The following is a 24,509-nucleotide window of genomic DNA, read 5'->3' as shown; positions in this document are numbered from 1 at the left end:
TTTTCACGCGTGGCAGCACCGGTCACAACGTAGCGAGCGCGGCATTGAAGGTTTCGCTCGGACGCATCGCCTTGCTCACCAGCGCGATATCCGGATGGTAGTAGCCGTGGATGTCGATCGGCTTGCCCTGCGCGCCGTTGAGTTCGCCGACGATCTTCGCTTCGTTCTCGGTCAACGCCTTGGAGAGCGGTGCGAATTTCGCCTTCAGCGCCGCATCGTCGTTCTGTTCGGCCAGGGCTTGCGCCCAGTACATCGCGAGATAGAAGTGGCTGCCGCGATTGTCGAGTTCGCCAACCTTGCGCGCGGGCGACTTGTTGCTGTCGAGGAACTTGCCGTTGGCCTGGTCCAGCGTCTTGGCCAGCACGCCGGCCGCCTTGTTGCCGTAGCGGTTGCCGAGATGTTCCAGCGAAGCGGCCATCGCGAGGAATTCGCCTAGCGAATCCCAGCGCAGATAGTTTTCTTCCAGGAACTGCTGCACATGCTTGGGCGCGGAACCGCCGGCACCCGTCTCGAACAGACCGCCGCCGGCCATCAGCGGCACGATGGAAAGCATCTTCGCGCTGGTGCCCAGTTCCATGATCGGGAACAGATCGGTGAGATAGTCGCGCAGCACGTTGCCGGTCACCGAAATGGTGTCCTGGCCCTTGCGGATGCGCTCCAGCGAGAACGCGGTGGCATCGACCGGCGACAGCGTGCGGATGTCCAGGCCGCTGAGGTCGTGATCCTTCAGGTAGCGCTCGACCTTCTTGATGATCTGCGCGTCGTGCGCGCGGTTCTTGTCCAGCCAGAACACGGCCGGCGTGTTGCTGAGACGTGCGCGGGACACGGCGAGCTTCACCCAGTCCTGCACCGGCGCGTCCTTGGTCTGGCACATGCGCCAGATGTCGCCGGCTTCCACATTCTGTTCCAGCAACACCTTGCCGTTGGCATCGGTGACGCGAACGACGCCGTCGCCGGCGATCTGGAAGGTCTTGTCGTGCGAACCGTATTCCTCGGCCGCCTGCGCCATCAGGCCCACGTTCGGCACGCTGCCCATGGTGGTCGGATCGTAGGCGCCGTGCGCTTTGCAATCCTCGATCACCGCCTGATATACGCCGGCATAGCTGCGATCCGGAATCACGGCCTTGGTGTCCTGCAGCTTGCCTTCGGCATCCCACATCTTGCCGGAGTCGCGAATCATCGCCGGCATGGAGGCATCGATGATCACGTCGCTGGGCACGTGCAGGTTGGTGATGCCCTTGTCGGAATTCACCATCGCCAACGCCGGGCGCTTGGCGTATTCGGCGTCGACATCGGCCTTGATCTGCGCCTGCTTGTCGGCCGGCAGCGAACCGATGCGTGCGTAGAGGTCGCCGATGCCATTGTTCGGATTGAAGCCGATGCCCTTGAGCGTATCGGCATGCTTGGCCAGTACGTCCTTGTAGAACTCGGTCACCACCTGCCCGAACATGATCGGGTCGGAGACCTTCATCATGGTGGCCTTCAGGTGCAGCGAGAACAGTACGCCCTGCTTCTTGGCGTCTTCGATCTGCGCATCGATGAAGCTGGCCAGCGCCTTCTTGCTCATCACGGCGGTGTCGATGATCTCGCCGGCGGTGAGGTTGGTTTTCTCTTTCAGGACGGTTGTGCTGCCGTCCTTGCCGGTCCATTCGATCTTGGCGACCGTGGCCTGCTCGACCACCGTGGATTTTTCGCTGCCGTAGAAATCGCCGCCGTCCATGTGGGCGACGTGCGTCTTGGAGTCCTTGCTCCATGCGCCCATCTTGTGCGGATGCTTGCGCGCGTAGTTCTTCACCGACAACGGCGCGCGGCGATCGGAATTGCCTTCGCGCAACACCGGATTCACCGCGCTGCCCTTCACCTTGTCGTAGCGCGCGCGGATGTTCCAGTCGCTGACATCCTTAGGCTCTTCCGGGTAGTCCGGCAACGGATAACCCTGGGCTTGCAGCTCCTTGATCGCGGCCTTCAGCTGCGGCATCGAGGCGCTGATGTTGGGCAGCTTGATGATGTTGGCGTCCGGCGTGGTGGCCAGCTCGCCGAGTTCGGTGAGGTCGTCGGAAACCTTCTGGCTATCTTTCAGAATGTCCGGGAACTGCGCCAGGATGCGGCCCGCAAGGGAGATATCGCGCGTTTCCACCGCGATACCCGCCGTGGCGGTGTAGGCCTTGATGATCGGCAGCAGCGACTGCGTGGCGAGGTAGGGGGCTTCATCCGTTAGCGTGTAGATGATCTTGGGCGTCTGGGACATGGTCTGCGTGGGCCTTTAGTTGCTACGGCAAATCGGGTGGGGATAGGCGGCTACCGTGATGGAAACCTGGCACCGCACTGTGCGCTCGGTCGGCGAGGAGGACAGCCAACGTCCGCGAAACCCTCTCATTGTCGCGTTTTCGGCGAAGAGGGGAAAGCGCTGCAAGAGCTTGGCGAGGGATGTCTTCAACGTGTGCCTTGGCGGCCGGTTCCGCGCGAGCGGAGGTGGCCCAAAGCTTGGGGTGAGTCGCAGAAATCCAAGTTCTGCCCCTTGCGCAAAAGAACGATGCTCTTGCCTGATCCTCCCGGCATGGCGTACGGACGCGTACGGATTCCCCGGCACGATGGGCAACGCCTTGCCGGCCGCCCTCTTTTCCTCCGCCCGGGATGTTGTTGCCTGCTCGATGCTCGACGACTTGCGCAGGACTGCCGGACGCGCAACAGTTTGACGATTCACCTGCCCGAGCACCGGCCAGCCGTCACGACTCGAACCGCTTTGTGAAAGGGACAGCCATGTCTGGACGCACTGCTTCGATTTTCATGTCGATGAGTTTATTTCTCCTTGTCGGATGCGCACAGCGCCTCGAAGTCCATGACTTCACGTCCGCGCAGGTGTCCGTGCAACCTGCGGACGATGACGCGCCAGGCCGCACGCTGACCGGCACTCAACTCGCCGCGGTGACGCACTGGATCCAGGCGCGCAACAACTGGTCGGGCATGAGCGCGGACATTCCCGAACACCCCACCCTGCAATTTCAATTGCAGGACTCGAGCGGAATGAGCGACAAGGTCTCCGTGTACGAACACGAGGACGGAACGGCCACGGTTTATCTGTATCAGGGGCATCGCATCGCGCCAATGAGAAGCCACGTCTCCGCATCAGAACTCGCCGAACTCACGTCGGCCATCAATCAGCCATGACTACGCTCGCGCCCATGCCTTCGACTTAGGCGAAGACATCGACGCACGCGAACCGAACTGGCTAGTATTTGCTAGCTAAGCATGGACAGGGGAGTCGCATGAACGGATTGAGCCAGCGCATCGTCGATTACATCGCCGAGCTGATGCCGTTGTATACGTTCCAGTTTGCCGATGGCCACGACTGCGCGCTCTCGCTGGTCGATGGCACGTTGCTGATGCCGGTGGACGAATCGAGCACCGAACGGGAAGAAGGATGGATCGCCGTGCTGTGGCAAGGCGATGCGCAACGTCGCTCGGAAGTGCCCGGCCCCTTGCTCGCCTATCAGGCCGCATTGCGCTGCGCGGAACTTCACGGCATCGGACGGATTCCCGCGGAGGTCGGCGCACATCGCCATATCCTGCTGACCCGCCTGCGCGAGATTTGCGGCGATCTGCTGCATATCGAGATGGCTACGCGTATTTAACCGCTTAGACGGCCATTCGGTTCATCCAGCCTTAACAAGCAGGCCGTTTTCGAGCCGAAAGAATCAGCGAATCCGCGTCTGACGAAGCACGCAAAGTCTTTCGCCGCTCCCAGGCGACGATCGGCGATAACGCACTGCAGCAAATGTTTTGTGACAAGCGGCAAAGCCGCTGATCCAAACTGCGTTGCTACTGTCGGCACCGGCTTTGAATAACGCATTGATTTTGGGGCTCGCGCGGAGTCGCGCGTGGCACGTCGCCGACCGGCGCGCACATAGCTGACGCGTATAAATTTCAACACTGCAAATACTGTCTCGGCGTATAGGAGACACGCGCCGCACAAGATTTCGCGGTGGTTTTTTATTCGACGAATCCGCGAACAAATTGGCTCTTTAGAAATCCTCGATTTCTTCATAAAACCTTCATGGGTTGCGCACCTCCACGTAACGCAACCTCGGTGGCCCTCTAAGTCAGGGAAGGAAATCGGCATGCGTGTCCCCACACCCAAGCTCGCAGGGAGGATTTGTCGTGAACACTCGACATCAAAACCTCGCTATTGCCATACGCATGGCATTAGCAGTGGGAGGCTGTGTATTGACGACGGTTGCCACGGCACAGACGGCAACTACCGCACCCTCCTCCGCACCCGTCACAACGCAGACGTCTTCATCATCCAACGCAACACCGCCGGCAAGCTCGCCGCCACAGGCAGCGCCTGCACAAACGGCACCCGGACAAGCCCAGGCACCTGCACCGCAGAAAACCGTCACCTTGCAAGGCATCACGGTGACCGGCTCGATGATCCGCAGCGTGGACGTCGAAACGGCGCAACCGGTGACGGAACTCTCGCACGAAGCATTGCAACAACAAGGCTTCGTCAGCGTCGGCCAGATTCTGCAAAACGTGGCCTCGGTAGGTTCGCCAGGCACCAGTAACCAGAGTTCGCTCGGTAACATCATCGGTCAGTACGTGAGCCTGCGCGGCCTCGGTGCGCCACGCACGCTGGTGCTGGTCGACGGTCAACGATGGACCACGGACATCTTCGGTCAGACCGATCTGAGCACGATTCCCAGCTCGATCATCGATCGCGTCGAAATCCTGCAGGACGGCGCATCGGCCATTTACGGTTCCGACGCGATTTCCGGCGTGGTCAACATCATCACCAAAAAGGATTTCGATGGCGTGCAGCTGGATACCTACAACAGCACGTATGCACCCGGAAACGATGGGAGGAACGCCCAGTTCAGCCTGACCGGCGGCAAGAAGTTCTCGCGGGGCTCGTTCCTGGTCAACATGACGATCCAGAACACCAATGGCCTGACCGCGAACGATCGCGCCTACAGCAAGTACGGCTACTTCAGCTTTGGTCCGAACTATCCGCAAAGCGAGCAGCAGTCGCCTTACGGCACGATCACCGGGGCCCTCAATCCGGCCACCGGCCTGCCGGTGAGTCTGCCGCAGCTGGCCAATGGCCCGCTCACGGTCAACGCGGGCCAGAACGGCATGGACATCGCCAACTACCACGTCAATACGTTCGGCGTGCAATATCCGTCGCCTTACTTCAACAACGACTATGCCAACTCGGCATTCCTCGAAACGTTGATACCGAACAACCGCCTGCGATCCTACTTGTTCAAGGGCGATTACAAGGTGACCGACCACGTCAATGCCAGCCTCATCGGCACGTACAACACCAACGACTCGACCGTGAGTATCGGCGGCTATCCGCTGAGTTCATTGACGCCGGCCAACGGTGCACACCTCGCTGAAGCGCTGGGTCTTCCCCCGGGTACATTCCCGGCCACGTATTTCCCGACGTTGTCGGCGAACAGTTATTACAACCCCTTGCCGGGTAACAACGTGCAGTTCAATCTGCCGCTGCAGTACCCCAATCGCGTCGTGTTCAACAAGATCAAACAGTACGGCTGGCGCGCGGGTCTCGATGGCGACTTCTCGATCGGCGAAAGGCAGTTCAACTGGGATGCGGGCTATAGCGACTATCGCTACACGCAATCGAGTTTTGGCCCAGGCAATCTCAACTTGGTCCACTTGTACAACGCCGTCGGGCCATCGTTCCTGGGCGCCAATGGTGTCGTGCAATGCGGCACACCGGGCAACGTGATCGCAGGCTGCGTGCCGCTCAATCCGTTTTCCGGCGCGGGCGGCCTTACACCCGCCGAGATCAACTACCTCAACATCGTCGCCGGCACCGCTTCCCACAGCGAGATGAAGATCGCCAATGTCGATTTGAGCGGCGACATGTTCACGTTCCCGGAATCGTTGGGTAGCGGCGATGCGACCTTCGCGATCGGCGCCGACCATCGCGGCGTATCCGGTGCCGCCACGCCCGATCAGTACACGCAGCTCGGACTCAACACCAATCTGCAACAGAACCCGGGACGCGGTTCTTATGGCCTCAATGAGGCGTATCTGGAAATGAACTTCCCGGTGCTGAAGGATATGCCGGGCGCGCAACTGCTGAACTTCGACCTTGCGCACCGCTTCTCGCGCTACACCAACTTCGGCAACACCAATAACAACCAGTTCAAGTTGTCCTGGCAACCAATCACCGACGTGCTTGTCCGCGCCAGCTATGGCACGGGCTTCCGCGCACCCGCCATCGCCAATCTGTACGGCGGCACGATGCAGAGTTTTACGACGTACACCGATCCATGCGACGTGAATTTCGGCCTGACGGGCAATCCCGTCGTGAAGCAGCGTTGCTTGAACGGCTTCGCCGGACTGCCTGCATTGCCTGCCGGCTTCACGCAACTCACTGCCAACGGTTCACCGGTGCCGGCGCCGAACTTCACGAGTACCACGCCGTACTTCACCGGCGCCAATTCGGCATTGAAGCCGGAAACGTCCAGGAGTTACACGGCGGGCATCGTCTACAGCCCGCATTACCTGACCGGCCTCAACATAACGCTGGATTGGTACCGCATCCGGATCGCCAACGTCATCACCTTGCCGACGGCCAGCAGCATTCTCGACAATTGCTACTTGCTGGGCGAATCGCAGCAATGCTCGCAATTCCAGCGCACGACTGCGGCGGGCCCGGCCTATGGACAAGTGATCGATCTGCTGCAGGCACTGGTCAACGAGGGTTTCGTGGAAGAGCGCGGCGACGATCTGGACCTGAGTTATCTCTTCCCGGATACGCCCGTCGGCAAGTTCAAGATCGATTCGAACAGCACTTATATCAATTCGGTGAAAGAGCAAATCACGCACGGCGGCCCGGTCATTTCCAACACGCTCGGCGCTTACGACACGGTGCTTGGCCCGATTTGGCGCTTCCGCTCCACGGTCAATCTGAATTGGAGCTACAAGCATTTCGGCGCGACCTGGACGGTCCGTTACTACTCATCGCTGTCGGAGCCGTGCATTCCGCCCAACCCCGCATTGAGCGAAGTGTTCCCCTGCAACAATCCCAACAAGGACCTGGTCAACTCGCCGAACGGCCTGAATGTGCAAGGCGGCATCGCGTTCAACGATCTGCAGCTGAACTGGGACGCACCCTGGCATGGACGCATTGCGGTCGGCGCCACCGACATCTTCAACCGCAAGGCACCGCTGTCGTACACCGGCGTGTTCAGCGTGGCAGGTCCGCTGGGGCCCACCGGAACCGACGGCTACAGCCAGTTTCCGTACAACCCGCAATACGACATCGGCCGCGTGGTTTACCTGAAATACGAGCAGAAGTTCTTCTAGCGCTGCTCATTCAGCAGAGCGACGAGTGTTGTCGTACCCGCACCCTCCCCTGCATGTAGGGGAGGGTTTTTATATGCGCACAGAACATTGACGTGCACTTACGACACATGAGGCACGATCCAGTCGCTCAGCCAAATTCCTTGGCCGAAATGGGACTCACGCCATGACGCCCGCGCCACCGCGCACGCCTGGCCGCCCAGCGCTCACTCAGGCAGGAGAAGATGACATAAAGCGCCGGCGTGCTGAGCAAGGTCAGGCTCTGCGAGATCAGCAGTCCGCCGATAAGTGCGATACCCAGCGGACGACGCAGGTCGGAACCTTCGCCCAGGCCGATCGCAATCGGCAGTGCCGCGAGAATCGCCACCATGGTCGTCATCATGATCGGGCGGAAACGCACGAGACTGGCTTCGCGCGCCGCTTCCAACGGCGACTTGCCGTGCTCGCGCTGCGCCACGAGCGCAAAGTCGATCATCATGATCGCGTTTTTCTTCACGATGCCGATCAACAACACCAAGGCGATCTGCGCGACAATCGACAATTCCGTGTTGGTGAACCACAGCGCCAGCAATGCGCCGACGCCGGCCGCTGGCAGGGTCGAGAGAATGGTGACCGGATGAATCAGGCTCTCGTACAAAATGCCGAGCACGATGTAGACCGTCACGATCGCGCCGAACACCAGCCACAACATGCCGCTTTGCGATTGCTGGAAGCGGCGGAAGTCGCCGCCGATGTTGAGCTTGATGTCGCCCGGCATGCGCATGTTGGTGGCTGTCGCCTGCACGATCTGCAGCGCCTCGCCCATGCTCGAACCCGGCGCGAGATTGAAGCTCAGATCCATCGTGGTGTACTGGTTCATGTGCGACACCTGCGTCGGCGCGAGGCCGGGCTCCTGGTGCGCAAATGCCGACAGTCGCACCATCGTTCCCTTCGTGGCGGGCACCAGCACGTCGTCGATGGCCCTCGGCGTCGCCGTTTGTCCCGGCAACGCATTTACCACGACTTTGTATTGATTCAGATCCGAATAGATGGTGCTGACCTGACGCTGGCCGAACGAGTCATAGACGACTGAATCGATCGTGCCGACATTCACGCCCAGGCGCGCCGCCTTGTCGCGGTCGATCACGATGTTCTGCTGCAAGCCGGCATCGTCCAGATCGCTACCCACGTCGCGCAGCTTGGGATTTTTCCGCAGCTCGTCGACCAGCCTGGGCAGCCACAATTGCAGTTCCGCCGTGTCGTTGCCTTGCAGGGAAATCTGATACTGCGCGCCCTGATTGGTACCGCCGCCGCCGAAGCTGGGCAGATCCTGAATGGCGCGCAGGCGCACGTTGAGGTCGGGATACTTGGCCGCCTTCTTGCTGAGCCGCGCCAGCACCGCGAACGTATCGTCCTTGCGGCCCTCGGCGTGCGTTTTCAGCTGGATATCGAAGCTGCCCGCCGCACCCTGGCGCGTGCTGCCCAGGCGCGAACCCACCACCGCGACGTCGTGGTCGTGCAGCAACATGTCGATCAGCCGCTGCTGGCGATTGGCCGAATCCTGGAACGATACCGTGGCGCCGGACGTGGCGCGACCGCGCAACAGGCCGGTGTCCTGCGTCGGGAACAAGCTGGTCTTGATCTGGCCGGACATGGCAATGGCCACCGTCACGCCGATCAGCATCAACGGCGTCAGCGACAGCAACAGCGCGTGCCGCAGCGAAAAATCCAGCAACACCTGGTAGATCTTCAGCATGCCCTCGTGGAAACGCTCCAGCGCAAGACCCCATTTGGACGGCTTTTTCGTTTCGTCGTGCCCGTTGAGGAAGTGGCCGCACAACGACGTGGTAAGCGTGAGCGACACCAGCGCGGAGATGATGATCGCCGCCACCAGCGTCATGGTGAATTCCTTGAAGAACATGCCGGTGATGCCGCCCATGAACAACAACGGGATAAACACCGCCACCAGCGACAAGGTAATGGAGACGATGGTGAAGCCGATCTCGCGCGCACCGACGAGCGCCGCTTCCATGCGCGTCATGCCCTGATCCATATGGCGAATGATGTTCTCGATCACCACGATCGCATCGTCCACCACGAAGCCGATCGCGATCACCAGTGCCAGCAAGGTGAGATTGTTGAGCGTGAAACCCATCGCGTACATGACGACGGCGGCACCGGCCAGCGACAGCGGCACCGCGATCGCGGCGATCAGCGTAGGCGCCAGGCGGCGCAAGAACAGCGCCATTACCATCACCACCATCGCCAGGCTGATCAGCAAGGTCGCCTGCACTTCGTGTAGCGACGCACGAATCGTGGGCGTGTCGTCGAAATACGGGGTGAGCGTAGTGCCCGGCTGCAGGTAGCTGCGCAGCAATGGCACCTCCGCCTTCACGCGGTCGACCGTGCCGATGATGTTGGCATTGGACTGCTTGTAGACATACATCAGGATGGCCGGCTTGCCTTGGAACCACGCGGCCTGATAAGCGTCCTGCAGTCCTTCGTAGACGTTGGCGATGTCCTTGAGACGCACGGGCACGCCCTTGCCGTTGGTCGAGATCACCAGATTGGCGAAATCGTCGGCGGTATGCAGCGCATCGTTCGCCTGCACGGCCATGGTGGTCTTGCCGTCGGACAGGAAGCCCTGCGGTTCGAACACGTTGGCAGCGGTAAGCGCATTGCGCAACTGATCGGGTGAAATGCCCATCGCATTGAGCGCGCGCAGATTCACATCCACGCGTATCGCCGGCGTGGCCGCACCGGTAATGTCCACTTCGGACACGCCTTTGAGCTGACGCACGCGCTGCGCAAGCAGCGAATCGGCCACGTCGTAGAGATCGCGCGCCGATTGCGTCTCGGAAGTCAGGGCAAAGACGATGATCGGATCGTCGTTGGGATTGGCCTTCTCATAGCTCGGCGGACTGTTGAGGCCGGTAGGCAAATCCGGTTGCGCCGCATTGATCGCCGCCTGCACGTCGCGCGCCGCATCGTCGATGTTGCGGCCGGCGTTGAACATCAAAAAGATTTCCGTGCTGCCCAGCGAACTGGACGAGCGCATGGTGTCGATGCCCGGCACCTGACCCAGATGACGCTCCAGCGGCGCGGCGACCGTGGCGGCCATGTTGTCGGCGCTGGCGCCGGCCTGGCTGGCCGAGACGAAAATCACCGGAAACTGCATATCCGGCAAGGCCGAAACGCCCAGCAGCGAATAGCAGATCACGCCGATCACGAAGACCCCCATCGCCAGTAACGAGGTGCCGATCGGGCGACGAATGAAGGGGCCTGAGATGTTCATGCTTGAAACAACGTGCGAGGGGCGGAAAGGTTGAGGCTTCTCGTCCCTCTCCGCTGCAAGTAGATGAAGGTTGAGGAACGGTAGTGCGAGCTTGCCGCAAGATTGATGGCTTCACCCCGCCCCATCCCTCCCCTGCTGCACGTAGAGCCTGCCCCGGACTCGATCCGGGGGGAAGAGATAGATCTTGGCGAGAGCAGGCGATCCACTTCGCATCGTGGAGGCCAATGCGAAAAGCGCGTCACTCAGGTTGCGCCGCGCGCGGCCTGGCGTAGCGCGCGGCGTTCCCTGTGCTCGCGCAGCCAATCCGAAAAACGCTCCATGTAGAGATAGATCACGGGCGTGGTGTACAGGGTCACCAGCTGCGACAGCAGCAGGCCGCCGACGATCGACACACCGAGCGGACGCCGCAATTCGGCGCCGATACCGTTGCCCAGCGCCAGCGGCAAGGCACCGAGCATCGCCGCTGCGGTGGTCATCATGATCGGCCGGAAGCGCAGCAGGCAGGCACGATGAATCGCCTCGCGCGGGTTCATGCCGGTGCGCTGCGCCTCGATCGCGAAGTCGATCATCATGATCGCGTTCTTCTTCACGATACCGATCAGCAGCACGATGCCCACGATGCCGTCCACCGACAGACTCATGTTGCACAGGATCAGCGCCAGCAATGCACCGACGCCCGCGGGCGGCAGCGTGGAGATGATCGTGATCGGATGAATGTAGCTTTCATACAGCACGCCCAGCACGATGTAGATCACGATGATCGAGGCGAGCAGCAACAAGGCTTCGTTGCTCAGCGAGGAGGAGAATTCCGCCGCCTTGCCGATGAACTGGCCGCGTACCTGCGGCGGCATGTTGAGCTTGTTCTCCACCTGATGGATCGCATCCACGGCTTCGGACAGCGAATAGCCCGGCGCCAGGTTGAACGAGATGGTCACCGCCGGCAGCTGCTGTTGATGGCTGATGACGAGCGGCGCGGTGGTCACCTCGGCGTTGACCAGCGACGCCAGCGGAATGGTGCCGCCGGTACCGAGGATGATGCCGGTGTTGGCCACGGCGATGCCGGTGGCGGTCGAGGAGTTGCTCGATGCCGCCTGACCGAACGTGGTCGCATTGCTGCCCGTCAGCGCGCCGCTGCCGTTGCTCTTCACCGTCAGCTGGTTGAGCAGGGAAGTGCTCGAACGGAACTGCGGCTCGACTTCCAGCACCACGCGATACTGGTTCAGCTGCGTGAAGATGGTGGAGATCTGGCGCTGGCCGAACGAGTCGTACAGCGTGTCGTCGATGGTCTGCACCGGCACGCCCAGCGTGCTGGCCTTGTCGCGGTCGATGGTGAGCTTGAGCGCGGTACCCTGATCGGCGAGATTGTTGCCGACGTCCGCAAGTTCGGGGCGCTGGCCCAATGCCTGCGTCATCTGCGTGGCGTAGTTGGCAAGCTCCTGCGCATTCACGTCGGACATCGAGTACTGGTACTCGGTGGCCGCCACGCGCGTATCCAGCGTCACGTCCTGCACCGGCTTCAGATACAGCGCGACGCCCGGAATATCGGCCGCGTCGTTCTGCAGACTCGCCACCACGTCATCGAGGCTGCCGCGCTTGCTGCGATCCTTCAGCACGATGCTGAGCTGGCCCTGGTTGAGGGTCGGGTTGATCGTACCTGCGCCGATGAACGCCGCCACGCCGGCCACGTTGGGATCGTTCCGCAGCGCGTCGGCGACGGCCTTGGTGCGCTGTTCCATCTGCGGGAACGCGACGTTCTGGTCGGCCTGCACCACGCCGGTGATCAGGCCGGTGTCCTGCTCCGGCAGCAGGCCTTTGGGAATGACGATGTAAAGGAAGATCGTCACCGCGATCGCGGCGAAGGCCACCACGATCATCAGACGCTGATGATCGAGCACCCAGTCCAGCGAGCTTTCGTAAACCCCGACCGTGCGCGCCCACACCGTGCGCTTGCCGGCGGCAGCGTGGCGTTCGTGCGCGTCGTCGCCTTCCGGCAGCTTGTCCGGGCTCAGCAGGTACGCGCACATCATCGGCGTGAGCGTCAGCGAGACCAGCATCGAAATGACGACGGCAGTGGCGAGCACCCATGCGAATTCATGGAACAGGCGGCCGGTGACGCCGGGCATCAGCAACAGCGGCAGGAACACCGCGATCAGCGACACGGTCAACGACAGCACGGTGAAGCCGATTTCCTTCGCGCCGATCTCGGCCGCTTCCGGTCCGCTCTTGCCCTGCTCGATGTAGCGCACGATGTTTTCGATCATCACGATCGCATCGTCCACCACGAAGCCGGTGGCGACGGTCAGCGCCATCAGCGAGAGGTTGTCCAGCGACATGTTGGCGAACGACATCACGCCGAAGGTGCCGAGCAGCGACAGCGGCACCGCCACCGAGGGAATGATCGTGGCCCACAGGCGGCGCAGGAACACGAAGATCACCGCCACCACCAGCGCGATGGTCAAGAGCAGCGTGAACTGCACATCTTCCACCGATGCGCGAATCGTGATGGTGCGATCGGCGAAGACCTCCAGATGCACGTCGGCCGGCAGCACGCTGCGCAGCTGCGGCAGGATCTGGCGGATCTGCGCCACCGTCTGCACGATGTTCGCGCCCGGCTGGCGGCGGATATCCAGCAACACTGCCGGCTTGCCGTTCGCCCAGGCGGCGAGCTGATCGTTCTCGACACCGTCCACCACCTTCGCGACATCCGCCAGGCGCACCGGCGCGTTGTTGGTGCTGCTGTAGGAGATGATGGTGTTCTTGTATTCGGCGGCAGTCGCCAACTGATCGTTGGTGGAAATCGTGTACGACTGCGTGGCGCCGTTGAGCGTGCCCTTGGGCGCATTGACGTTGGCTTCGGTCAGCGCATTGCGCACGTCTTCCATCGTCAGGCCGAGATTGGCCAGCTGCGCAGGATTCACCTGGATGCGCACGGCCGGGCGTACGTTGCCGGCGATGGACACCAGGCCCACGCCCTGCACCTGCGAGAGTTTCTGCGCGAGGATCGAGTCGGCGCGGTCGTTCACATCGCGCAGCTGACGGCTGTCGGACGTGAGCATCAGCGTCATGATCGGCGCGTCGGCCGGATTCACGCGGTTGTAGACCGGCGGATACGGCAGCGTGCTCGGCAGCGTGCCGCGCGCCTGGTTGATGGCGGCCTGCACATCCTGCGCCGCGATGTCGATATCGCGATCCATGTTGAACTGCAGCACGATCGTCGACAGGCCCGCCGACGAGTCGGACGTCATCATGTCCAGGCCGGAGATCTGGCCGAGATTGCGCTCCAGCGGCGTGGTGACCAGCGATGCCATGGTCGACGCGCTGGCGCCCGGATACTGCGTGGTGACGACCAGGCTCGGCGCTTCAATCTCGGGCAGTGCCGATACCGGCAGTTCGCGATAACCGAGTACACCTAGCAGCAGCACGGCCACCATCAGCAGTGCTGTGGCGATCGGCCGGCGAATAAAGAGCGATGAGAATCCCATGGGTCGTCGGAACCGTCAGTTGGTTGCGGTCGCGTGTGACCGTCCGTGAAAACAATGTGGCAAAGCGATGTAACCGGCGTTTTGCAGCGCGCCCGACCCTGTCGGACGCGCTGCAGTCGTCCTGCACCGATCAGGAAGCGGACGAACTGCCTTTACCACTGCCCTTCTTCCCTTTCTTCTTGTCCGTATCCGATGCGGTCGGCGCCTGCGGAACTTCGCCAGGCTTGAGCGCCTGCACCTTGCTGCCCGGCTTCAGGCGGAACTGGCCTTCGGTGACGACCTGATCGCCCTCGGTGAGCCCGTTGCCCACCATGACATGGCTGTCGCCCACCTCGCCCGCCACCGTCACCGGCTGCATGGCCACGGTCTGATCCGACTGCAGCTTGTAGACGAAATCGCCATCCGGACCGCGCTGCACCGCCTGTGCGGGAATCACCAGGCCGCCGGCCACCGTCTTCACGCGCAGCTGCACGTTGACGAACTGGCCCTGCCACAGCTTGCTGTCCGGATTGTTGAACTGCGCGCGCAGCTTGAAGGTACCGGTGGACGTATCGATCTGGTTGTCGACCACCTGCAGGAAACCGGTGGTGTCGAGCGGATGCGCGTCGCTGCGATCCAGCGCAATCACCTGGAGCTTGTTCGCGCCGTTCTGGAAGGCATCGCGCACGGCCTCCAGATTCTGCTCGGGAAGACTGAAGATCACGTAGATGGGTTGGATCTGCGTCAGCGTGACGATCGAGCTGGTGGTGGTCACCACGTTGCCCGGATCCACGTTGCGGATGCCGGCCACGCCGTCGATCGGCGAAACGATCTTGGTGAAATCCAACTGCACCTTGGCCGAGCGTGCGGCCGCTTCGTCGGCAATCACCGTCGCTTTCAGCTGTGCGACGTTGTTGCGGTAGGTGTCCATGTTCAGGGCGGCGACATAGCCGTTGGCCACCAGCGTCTGGTTGCGATCCAGCGTGCTGATCGCGGTAGCGAGCGAGGCTTCGTCCTGCTTCTGCTTCGCCACGGCCTGATCATAGGCAGCCTGATAGGTGCGCGGGTCGATCTGGGCGATCACGTCGCCCTTGTGCACGGCCTGGCCTTCCTTGAAGTTGATGGTCCACAACTGGCCGCCGATCTCGGGATTGACGGTGACGTTGTTCAACGCCGTGACCGTACCGAGCGCGGTGAGATAAACCGGCACGCTCTGCTTGACGGTGGGCTCGACCGTCACCGGCACCGGCGCATTGTCCTTGTCCTGACCGTTGCCGGCGGCCTGAGCCGTCGATTGACCGCCCCCGCGACGATGCGCCGCACCTGCCCCTTCCTCTGGTTTGTGCAGCAGGCGGAATCCAACCCCGCCCACCACGAGCACGGCGATCACGATCAGCGCGATCTTCCAAAAACGCGACATGTGAAACTCCTGGATTAAACGTCTAGGCCGTCCGACCCCATCGGTGCGAGCGCACCTGCCCTAGGCCTCGGAAACAAGCATAGGGGCTGCTCGTCAACGTTGGACAATGCCAGTTGACATGGGTGCCTTATGACCGATGGCAGGGTCCATCTTGCCAAAGCTTACTAGCCTAACGTGACTGCGCGCCTGCAACGGCAAGGTGCATTGTTCTTGACCATTCTTTACACAATCGGGGCATGTGCTCGGCGTCGCGGCCCTTGAATCCAGGCTTTCAAAGTTGCGGTTGGCTTCGTCTATACTCGGGCAATTACTGTCCGTGGCAGGTTCGGCGTCGCCGAAAATCCTCGGTACATGGTCGCCAGGGGGCGGCGAGGGGCGCCACGGCGGCCGTGGCGGCGTTCCAGATTAATCATTCGATGACTGGAGTATTGCGTGAGCGGTTCCATGAGCAAGTCTGACCGGAGTTTCCTGCATCAGTTTTCGTTGCTTATCGCCGGCCTTGGCGTACTGACCCTGGTGCTTATCTTCACCGCCTGGACGATCTACGAGCACGAGCCGAAGGAAGTCGATCCGAACGCCGCCAAGCAGCTCGCCGCCAGCCTCGCTCCGAACGGTTCCGTTTATGCCGGCAATACCGGCCGCGCCGCGATGGAGGCCGCGCAAGCCGCCGCGGCCAAGGCCGCCGCCGCGCAAGTCGCCTATGGCGGCACCACCGACGGCAAGACCATCTACGACAACCTGTGCCATGCCTGCCACACTGCCGGCGTGGCCGGTGCTCCGGTACTGGGCAACAAGGCGATGTGGGGTCCGCGCATTGCCGAAGGCCTGGATACGCTGATCAAGCACGCCACCGACGGTTATCACGGCCCCGACGGCAATTTCATGCCGGCGAAGGGCGGCAACCCGTCGCTGACCGATGCGCAGGTGAAGGCCGCGGTGACCTGGATCGTCGATCAGGCGAAGTAATTCGGGTCCATCGATACGCTCGCAACGCCGCCTTCGGGCGGCGTTGCCGTTTTCGCGCTGGATGTCCAACGGAAAACGCGCGGGCGACCGGCCAGCTATTATTAGCGGCATGACATCCGCTGCCCCCTCCCCCGATCCGTCCGGTTTTCCGGACGAACTGTCCGAATTCACGCTGCAAGGCCCGGTCGGCACGCTCGAGGCCATCAGCGACACGGCCGAACGCCCTTGCGCGCGGCGCGGCGTCGCGGTGATCTGCCATCCCAATTCCAAGGATGGGGGCACCATGCGCAACAAGGTGGTCACCATGCTGGAGCGCAGCCTGCGCGAATCCGGACTGGACACCGTGCGTTTCAATTTCCGCAGCGCCGGCGAATCCGAAGGTGCCTATGACAACGGCATCGGCGAAAGCGACGATCTCGCCGCCGTGGTCAAGTGGGTGCGTACCGTGCGCCCGAACGATGCGCTGTGGCTGGCCGGATTCTCGTTCGGCAGTTACGTCACGCTGCGCAATGCAGTGGCGTTGAAGGCCGAGGCGCTGATCAGCATCGCCCCGCCGATCGGACGCTGGGCCCACGAAACGCTGGCGCTGCCCACCTGCCCCTGGCTGGTGGTGATGGGCGAAGAAGATGAAGTCGTCGAGCCGCAAGCCGTGTTCGACTGGATCGACAGCCTCGAGCCGCCGCCCGAACTGATCCGCATGCCGGAAACCGGCCACTTCTTCCACCGTCGCCTGATGGATCTGCGCGGCTCGGTCAAACACGCCATCCAGGATTGGCTGCCGCCACTCCGCGACTGAAACTCAGTTTTATGCCTGACATCTCACCCGGCGCGCCCAGCGCGCGTTACCAGGAAGGCGTCGCCGCGCATCGCTGGACGTCCGATCCGGCGCAGCTGGCCGTGCTGCCGGAATTCGATCGCATGCACGCGGCGCTGTGCGCCGGCAACGAAAACAACGGCAGCCTGTTCGGCCGCCTGAAATCCCTGCTCGGCGCGGAAGAACGTGCCGCCGTGCCCGGCCTTTACCTGTGGGGCAGTGTGGGTCGCGGCAAAACGTTCCTGATGGATCTGTTTGCCGCCAGCCTGCCGCACGGCGTGGCCCTGCGCCGACATTTCCACCGCTTCATGGGCGAAGTGCACGAACGCTTGCGCGAACTGGGCGAACGGCAGGATCCGCTGGTCGAAGTCGCCGCGGGCATCGCCGCGCGCTGCCGCGTGCTGTGCCTGGACGAATTCCTGGTCAACGACATCGGCGACGCGATGATCCTCGCCAATCTGTTCGAATCGCTGTTCGCGCGCGGCGTCACGCTGGTGACGACATCGAACACCGCGCCGTCGAATCTCTACAAGGACGGTTTGCAGCGCGCACGCTTTCTGCCGGCGATTGCCGCGATCGAAACGCATTGCCACGTCGTGGAAATGATCTCCGCGCACGACTGGCGCTTGCGCGCGCTCACGCATGCGCCGGTGTATCACACGCCGCCCAGCGCGGAAGCCGAACGCGCCCTGGCGCAGATCTTTTCGAGCCAGGCACAAGGCTCGATCGTCGAAGGCGGCGAACTGATCGTCAACGATCGCCCCATTCCGGTTCGCAAGCGCGCCGACAACATTCTGTGGTTCGACTTCGCGGCGCTGTGCGACGGTCCGCGCGCAGTGGCCGATTACATCGCCCTGGCCAGGACCGGTCCCGCCGTCATCATCTCCAACGTGCCGCAATTCACGATCTACAGCGAAGATCCGGCAAAACGTTTCGTGCAGCTGGTGGACGAGTTCTACGACCGTCACGTGAAGCTGATCCTCTCGGCAGCCGCACCCATCACCGAGCTTTATGATGGCGAACGCCTGCGCGCCGAATTCGGCCGTACCGAATCGCGCCTGATCGAGATGCAGAGCGAGGAATATCTGGCGCTCCCGCACCGGGCCGACTGAGAGCCAAAGCAAGCTTCTTACCGGGGTGCGCGCAAGCTGCTACCGTGAGCGCTTCGATACCGCCCCGGAGCCGCCATGTTCAGCGTCCTTGCTTTCGCCTTTCTGGCGGGCGCGCCGCAAGCCGCAGCGGTCGCCGACACATTCACCGAACGCGAGCACCGCGCGCACATGGCCGAAGGCGCCGCCAGTGGCCCCGGGTATCAAAAGCAGTTCTGGGACAAGACCGGCAACGCGATGACCGACGCGTATCGCGGCTGCATCGCCAGCAACGCCGGGGACAAAACGCCGTTTACGCTGGTGGCGGACATCTCGCCGGACGGTCACCCGCTCAACGTGGAAGTACGCGCTCCCATACCGGTCGCGCGATGCGTGGCCGCGCAATTTTCGACATGGACATTTCCGGCGCCGCCGAAATTTCCCGGTTCCGCGAACTACCCCATCGTCATCGACATGAGCGCCAAATAAGTCGCGTATGGCGACGGTGCTGATCCCGCTTCCCCATAGGGACTACGACCCAAGCGAGGTCGCCGTGCCATGGCGCGTGCTCACGCAAGCCGGACACAACGTGATGTTCGCCACGCCGGATGGCGGTATCGCAGCAGCCGATCCGATCATGCTCAGCGGTGAAGGGCTCGATCCATGGGGATGGATACCTGGCTTGCGCAAGCTTCCCTTGTTCGGATTGCTGTTGCGCGCGAATCACGATGCGCGGCGCGATCATGCTGCGCTGGTGACGGATGCCGCGTTTTGCGCACCGCTGCGCTGGGATGCCGTGCAGGCCGCCGATTTCGACGGCCTGCTGTTGCCGGGCGGCCACTGCGCGCGCGGCATGCGCAAGTATCTTGAAAGCGATCGGCTGAAGAATCTGGTCGCGGAGTTCTTCGCTGCCGACAAGCCCGTCGCAGCCATCTGTCATGGCGTGCTGCTCGTCGCGCGCAGCAAGCGCAGCGATGCTCGTTCGGTGCTTTACGGCCGTCGCACGACCGGACTCACCTGGGCGCTGGAAAAATCCGCATGGTCGCTGACGCGCATCACCCGCTTCTGGGACCCGGATTACTATCGCACCTATCGCGAAGCACCTGACCAGCCCGTCGGCTATATGTCGGTGCAGCAGGAAGTGTCGCGCGCATTGGCCGACCCGACCGATTTTCTCGATGTACCCAAAGAAGCCACGCACTATCGTCGCAAGACATCTGGCCTGGTGCGCGACAGCGATAACGACGACACGCAGGCCTTCGTCATTCGCGATGGAAACTACCTTTCGGCACGCTGGCCGGGCGATGTGCATCGCTTCGCGCGTGAATTCGCAACGATGCTTTCGTCGCGCGCGTGATGCACGATCCAACTCGCCAGCACTGATTTCCCGCTAGCGTTTCGACGCACCGAGTTTCAGCATCACTACGCCCAATGAAGGCACATCGAACACGTGCTTCGAATCGAGGCTGCCCAAATCGCGATGTTGCCAAAGATCGCGCGCCGGCACCGGGCTGGATAGGCCCAGTGCATGCAGATCCAGTTTGGCGGTCAATGAATGATTGAGTGTGTTGATGATGCCGACCGCTTGCGTGCCATCGGCCAGGGTGCGCGCCCAGATCTGGATCGGGCCTTCCTGCATCACGCGACGACCTGGCGTGCCGCGCACATCCTGATCGACTGCCAGCACTTCCGCATTGGTGAGTACATCACGCGTATCGGCGCTCATCTTGGATAGATCGTTGCCGGCGATCAGAGGCGCGGCGAGCAGCGCCCACAGGGTCATGTGCGTGCGTTCCATGTCGGGCGAGTCCATGCCCTTGTTGCCGATCTCCAACATGTCCGCATCGTTCCAGTGGCCGGGACCGGCAAAGCGCTCCAGCCCTTGCTGCGCACCGGCGTTGAACAGGATGCTTTCGTAGTTGGGCTGTATATCGTCGGTCGTGCGCCACAGATTGCCGCCCACTTCCGCACCCCATTCCCACACGCGCCCCCAGCCGTAGTTGCAAAGCGCGAAGACGATGGGACGACCCGTGGCATCCAGCGATTGGCGCATCAGGCGATAGGCCGCTTTCATCATCGCGGTTTGCGCGGTATCCGACTGGCCGTCCATGCTGCGGCGAAAACTGCACAAGTCGTATTTCAGATAATCCACGCCCCAGCTTGCGTAGGTGCGTGCGTCCTGCGCTTCGTGGCCGAGACTGCCGCCGTAACCGGCACAGGTTTGCGGGCCGGGCGAGGAATAGATGCCGAACTTCAGGCCCTTGCCGTGCACGTAATCGGCCAGCGCCTTCATGTCGGGAAACTTCGCATTCGGATGCATCGCGCCCTGTGCATCGCGCTGGCCTTGCCATCCGTCGTCGATGATGACGTAGCGATAACCCGCCGCCGCCATGCCGCTGGCGACCAGCGCATCGGCCGCATGACGGATGTCTGCATCGGTCACGTCGGCACCGAAATGGTTCCAACTGTTCCAGCCCATCGGCGGCGTTCGCGCCAGCGATGCCTCGTCGATCGACGAGGCTGTCGCCATCCAGGGCCATATCAGCGAACACACCATGGCCAGCAGGGAATACATCCGGAGCTTGCGTTGACTCATCGCGCAATCGACCTTTCCGATGGAACCATTGCGAGGATAACGTCCCATCTCGCGTACGTGCAGTACGCTTGCGCACATCGTCCATCGCTATCGGAATCCGCGACATGCGCGCACCCACAGGCTCGGTGGTAGGACTTTGTTCGGCTTCCGCCACCATGTCCGCGATGGGCATGGCATTCCTGGGTTACTGGGGCGTCCACGAACCCGTACCTTGGCGCGCAAGCGACATCGTGGTGGTGTGCCTGGCCTTCCTCGGCTTTCTGGCGTTCGGTTCCACCATCTGGATCATCACGTCGCCCACCGAGGACGGCAGCGAAAGGATCGTGCCGGCGCGGCGCACGTTCGCCACCGGCCTGGTGCTGATGTGGCTGGCGGTCATCGTCGCGATCATTCCCTGACCGCCCTGTCGCAAACGCGTCCGTCCGGTCACGACCGGTTTGCGGTGCACGCAACAAAGCCCGCCAGCCCGCGCCCGGACTGATTCCACGCGGCTTATCCACTGCCTTATCCACCCCTTTATCCACAAACTATTGGGTTGACCGATCACCCGGACCCCGATATGTTGTGTCTGTCGGTGCCATCCCCGGACTTCGTGCCAGGCTGGCTTAATAGGGAATCCGGTGTAAATCCGGGACTGCCCCGCAGCGGTAAGTGGAAACGAACGCCCATCCATGCACTGGTCCTTTGGGGCCGGGAAGCTGGGCAAGTAGGAGGGCCGCAAGGCCCAGGTCCGCGAGTCCGAAGACCTGCCGACACGACACGACCGGAGCGTCGTGCCGAGAGTGACGGCCTCCGCGGGGAGGCACCTCGTGTGACGCGGAAGTCGCTCGTGTCGCACGACCTCCGCGGCATCCGCCACGTCAGCCCTGCGCGCGGGAGCAGGTAGTTGAGTCCTGGAGCTTCTCCCGCTTACCCGGATCGCGGTCCGGCCAAGGGAAGGCTCCACTGCCCGGAGCGTCCACATGCAACCTATCGATACCGAATCGCGCGAGCGCTCCGACGTTCGCGCGGACACGCCCGCTTTTTCCGCCGACTCGACCTCGGCCACTGCCCACCACGCCACGATGTCCGTTACCGCCGAAGCACCTTTCGCTCTTACTCCTCCGCACAACCCGGGCCAGATGCGCGTGACCAAGCGCAATGGCGGCCAGGAAGTCGTCGACGTCAACAAGATCGTGCGCGCGGTGACACGCAGCGCCGAAGGCCTGCACGCGGTCGATCCGCTGCGCGTGGCGCTGAAGACCATCGGTGGCTTATACGACGGCGCGACCACGCAGGAGCTCGACCAGCTTTCCATCCGCACGGCCGCCGCGCTCACCGCGGAAGAACCCGAATACGGCCAACTTGCAGCGCGCCTGCTCGGTGCTTTCATCGAAAAGGAAGTGAGCGGCCAGGAAATCCAGAGCTTCTCGCAATCCGTCGCGCGCGGCGCGGAGCTGGGTATTCTCAATGCGCGCCTGCGCGATTTCGTCGCGGCTAATGCGCGCAAGCTCAACGATGCGGTCGATCCGCACGGCACGCGCCGCTTCGAATACTTCGGCCTGCGCACGGTGTACGACCGTTATCTGCTGCGTCATCCGCAGCTGCGCAAAGTGATCGAAACGCCGCAGCATTTCTTCATGCGCATCGCCTGCTCGCTGGGCGGCAACGACATTGCCGAAACGCTGGAGTTGTATCGCCTGCTTTCGTCGCTGGAATACATCGCCAGCTCGCCGACGCTGTTCAACGCCGGCACCGCGCACGAGCAATTGAGCTCGTGCTTCCTGCTCGATTCGCCGCTGGATTCGCTGGAGTCGATCTACGAGAAATACGGCGATGTGGCCAAGCTCAGCAAGTTCGCGGGCGGCATCGGTCTCGCCTACTCGCGCGTGCGTTCGCGCGGCTCGTTGATCAAGGGCACCAACGGCCATTCCAACGGCCTGGTGCCGTGGCTGAAAACGCTGGATGCCTCAGTCGCCGCGGTAAACCAGGGCGGCAAGCGCAAAGGCGCGGCCTGCGTGTACCTGGAGCCGTGGCACGCGGACATCGAGGAATTCCTCGAACTGCGCGACAACACCGGCGACGAAGCCCGCCGCACGCACAATCTCAATCTCGCCAACTGGATTCCCGACGAATTCATGCGCCGCGTGGAGCACGACGGCAACTGGTCGCTGTTCGATCCCAAGGTCGTGCCGCATTTCGTGGACACCTGGGGCGAGGCCTTCGAACAGGCCTACCACAAGGCCGAAGCCGAAGGCCTGGCGGTCAAGACGGTGAAGGCGCGCGAGCTCTATGCGCGCATGCTGCGCACGCTCGCGCAGACCGGCAACGGCTGGATGACCTTCAAGGACCGCAGCAACGCCACCAGCAACCAGACGGCCAAGGCCGAGAATGTCATCCACCTCTCGAACCTGTGCACCGAGATTCTGGAAGTCACCAACGCCGGCGAAACGGCGGTGTGCAATCTGGGCTCGGTCAACCTCGCCCGCCATGTCGTCGATGGCGCGTTCGACTTCGCCAAGCTCGCCGCCACGGTGCGCACGGCGGTACGCCAGCTCGATCGCGTGATCGACCTGAATTTCTATCCGATCGACACCGCCGCGGTCGCCAACCGCAAGTGGCGTCCGGTGGGCCTGGGCGTGATGGGCTTGCAGGATGTGTTTTTCAAGCTGCGCCTGCCGTTCGACTCGGCCGAAGCGCTGGAGCTCTCCACGCGCATCGCCGAGGAGATCTACTTCAACGCGCTGTCGCAATCGAACGCGCTCGCCGAACAGCACGGTGCGCATCCGGGCTTCTCCGAAACCCGCGCCGCGAACGGCGAGCTGCAATGCGATTACTGGCAGAGCGCCACCCCGCACGACCACGCGCGCTGGGATGCATTGCGCGAGGCGATCAAGACCAAGGGCCTGCGCAACTCGCTGCTGATCGCGATCGCGCCCACCGCCACCATCGCCTCCATCGCCGGCTGCTACGAGTGCATCGAGCCGCAGGTCAGCAACCTGTTCAAGCGCGAAACGCTCTCGGGCGACTTCCTGGTGGTGAACCGCTATCTGGTCGAAGAACTCAAGACGCTCGGCTTGTGGACATCGGACATCCGCGACGCGATCAAGCTGGCGGAAGGTTCGATCCAGAACATCGCGGCGATTCCCGAACGCCTGCGTTCGATCTATCGCACCGTGTGGGAACTGCCGCAGAAAGCGCTGATCGATCTTGCCGCCGCGCGCGGCGCATACATCGACCAGAGCCAGTCGCTGAACCTGTTCATGGAAAACCCGAACATCGGACAGCTCAGCTCCATGTACATGTACGCGTGGAAATCGGGCATCAAGACGACCTACTACCTGCGCTCGCGCCCGGCGACGAAGATCGCCAAGACCACCGTGACGGCAACCGCCGCCGCCAAGCCGGTCGCCGATGCGCAGGAAGAAGCGACTGCCGCCGTCTTCTGCTCGCTGGAAAATCCCGAATACTGCGAAGCCTGCCAGTAACAGCTCGTCGCCCCGGCGAAAGCCGGGGCCCAGCGTCTTCGCACTTTTAGGCGCTCAAGACACTGGGTCCCGGCTTTCGCCGGGA

Annotated in this window: 15 protein-coding genes and 1 riboswitch; of the genes, 10 read left to right on the top strand and 5 right to left on the bottom strand. The window is 62.4% G+C overall.

Annotated features, from left to right (window positions below; genetic code table 11):
- Positions 1-22: 22 nt before the first annotated feature.
- Positions 23-2,248: an NADP-dependent isocitrate dehydrogenase gene (locus DWU99_RS11635; RefSeq protein WP_115478232.1), complete on the bottom strand. Its 2,226-nt coding sequence runs from the start codon at positions 2,246-2,248 to the stop codon at positions 23-25.
- A gap of 512 nt (positions 2,249-2,760) precedes the next feature.
- Between DWU99_RS11635 and DWU99_RS11630 the strand changes: the two genes are divergently transcribed.
- From DWU99_RS11630 to DWU99_RS11620, 3 genes are all read left to right on the top strand, one after another.
- Entirely contained in the window at positions 2,761-3,168 is a 408-nt protein-coding gene (locus DWU99_RS11630; protein ID WP_115478231.1) for a hypothetical protein, read from the top strand.
- A gap of 98 nt (positions 3,169-3,266) precedes the next feature.
- A complete protein-coding gene (locus DWU99_RS11625) occupies positions 3,267-3,632 on the top strand; it encodes a hypothetical protein (protein WP_199535779.1) in 366 nt (121 codons plus the stop codon).
- Positions 3,633-4,158: 526 nt separating this feature from the next.
- Positions 4,159-7,341, top strand: coding sequence for a TonB-dependent receptor plug domain-containing protein (locus DWU99_RS11620; protein WP_147292916.1), 3,183 nt, complete (start codon positions 4,159-4,161; stop codon positions 7,339-7,341).
- 127 nt (positions 7,342-7,468) lie between these two features.
- On the opposite strand, the gene DWU99_RS11615 is transcribed toward DWU99_RS11620, so the two are convergent.
- The 3 genes from DWU99_RS11615 to DWU99_RS11605 all read right to left on the bottom strand — a co-directional run bounded on the left by DWU99_RS11615 (position 7,469) and on the right by DWU99_RS11605 (position 15,493).
- Entirely contained in the window at positions 7,469-10,612 is a 3,144-nt protein-coding gene (locus DWU99_RS11615; RefSeq protein WP_115478229.1) for an efflux RND transporter permease subunit, read from the bottom strand.
- 242 nt (positions 10,613-10,854) lie between these two features.
- Positions 10,855-14,094, bottom strand: coding sequence for an efflux RND transporter permease subunit (locus DWU99_RS11610; protein WP_115478228.1), 3,240 nt, complete (start codon positions 14,092-14,094; stop codon positions 10,855-10,857).
- Between the two features lie 130 nt (positions 14,095-14,224).
- Positions 14,225-15,493, bottom strand: a complete 1,269-nt coding sequence (locus DWU99_RS11605; protein ID WP_115478227.1) for an efflux RND transporter periplasmic adaptor subunit — start codon at positions 15,491-15,493, stop codon at positions 14,225-14,227.
- 444 nt (positions 15,494-15,937) lie between these two features.
- Between DWU99_RS11605 and DWU99_RS11600 the strand changes: the two genes are divergently transcribed.
- The 5 genes from DWU99_RS11600 to DWU99_RS11580 all read left to right on the top strand — a co-directional run bounded on the left by DWU99_RS11600 (position 15,938) and on the right by DWU99_RS11580 (position 19,718).
- Positions 15,938-16,459: a c-type cytochrome gene (locus DWU99_RS11600; RefSeq protein ID WP_115478226.1), complete on the top strand. Its 522-nt coding sequence runs from the start codon at positions 15,938-15,940 to the stop codon at positions 16,457-16,459.
- A gap of 109 nt (positions 16,460-16,568) precedes the next feature.
- Positions 16,569-17,255 carry an alpha/beta hydrolase gene (locus tag DWU99_RS11595; RefSeq protein WP_115478225.1) on the top strand — a complete coding sequence of 229 codons (687 nt, stop codon included), beginning with the start codon at positions 16,569-16,571 and terminating at the stop codon, positions 17,253-17,255.
- Between the two features lie 11 nt (positions 17,256-17,266).
- Positions 17,267-18,385 (top strand): cell division protein ZapE, encoded by a 1,119-nt coding sequence (zapE, locus tag DWU99_RS11590; protein WP_115478224.1) that lies wholly within the window; start codon positions 17,267-17,269, stop codon positions 18,383-18,385.
- 75 nt (positions 18,386-18,460) lie between these two features.
- The gene (locus DWU99_RS11585) at positions 18,461-18,850 is read left to right on the top strand and encodes a peptidase C13 (protein WP_115478223.1); all 390 of its coding nucleotides are present in this window, start codon (positions 18,461-18,463) and stop codon (positions 18,848-18,850) included.
- A 7-nt stretch (positions 18,851-18,857) separates the two neighbouring features.
- Positions 18,858-19,718, top strand: coding sequence for a type 1 glutamine amidotransferase domain-containing protein (locus tag DWU99_RS11580; protein ID WP_115478222.1), 861 nt, complete (start codon positions 18,858-18,860; stop codon positions 19,716-19,718).
- Between the two features lie 33 nt (positions 19,719-19,751).
- On the opposite strand, the gene DWU99_RS11575 is transcribed toward DWU99_RS11580, so the two are convergent.
- Complete coding sequence (locus DWU99_RS11575) at positions 19,752-20,957, bottom strand: glycoside hydrolase family 27 protein (RefSeq protein WP_233511070.1); 1,206 nt, start codon at positions 20,955-20,957, stop codon at positions 19,752-19,754.
- A gap of 104 nt (positions 20,958-21,061) precedes the next feature.
- Between DWU99_RS11575 and DWU99_RS11570 the strand changes: the two genes are divergently transcribed.
- Together DWU99_RS11570 and DWU99_RS11565 are read left to right on the top strand one after the other, a co-directional pair.
- Positions 21,062-21,355 carry a hypothetical protein gene (locus tag DWU99_RS11570; protein ID WP_115478221.1) on the top strand — a complete coding sequence of 98 codons (294 nt, stop codon included), beginning with the start codon at positions 21,062-21,064 and terminating at the stop codon, positions 21,353-21,355.
- A 158-nt stretch (positions 21,356-21,513) separates the two neighbouring features.
- Positions 21,514-21,725: riboswitch (cobalamin riboswitch) on the top strand.
- Between the two features lie 296 nt (positions 21,726-22,021).
- The gene (locus tag DWU99_RS11565; RefSeq protein WP_115478501.1) at positions 22,022-24,424 is read left to right on the top strand and encodes a ribonucleoside-diphosphate reductase subunit alpha; all 2,403 of its coding nucleotides are present in this window, start codon (positions 22,022-22,024) and stop codon (positions 24,422-24,424) included.
- Positions 24,425-24,509: the final 85 nt, after the last annotated feature.

It is taken from the genome of Dyella psychrodurans (assembly GCF_003363265.1).
GTDB classification, from domain to species: domain Bacteria; phylum Pseudomonadota; class Gammaproteobacteria; order Xanthomonadales; family Rhodanobacteraceae; genus Dyella_B; species Dyella_B psychrodurans.
This window is presented reverse-complemented; position numbering and strand designations above follow the sequence as displayed.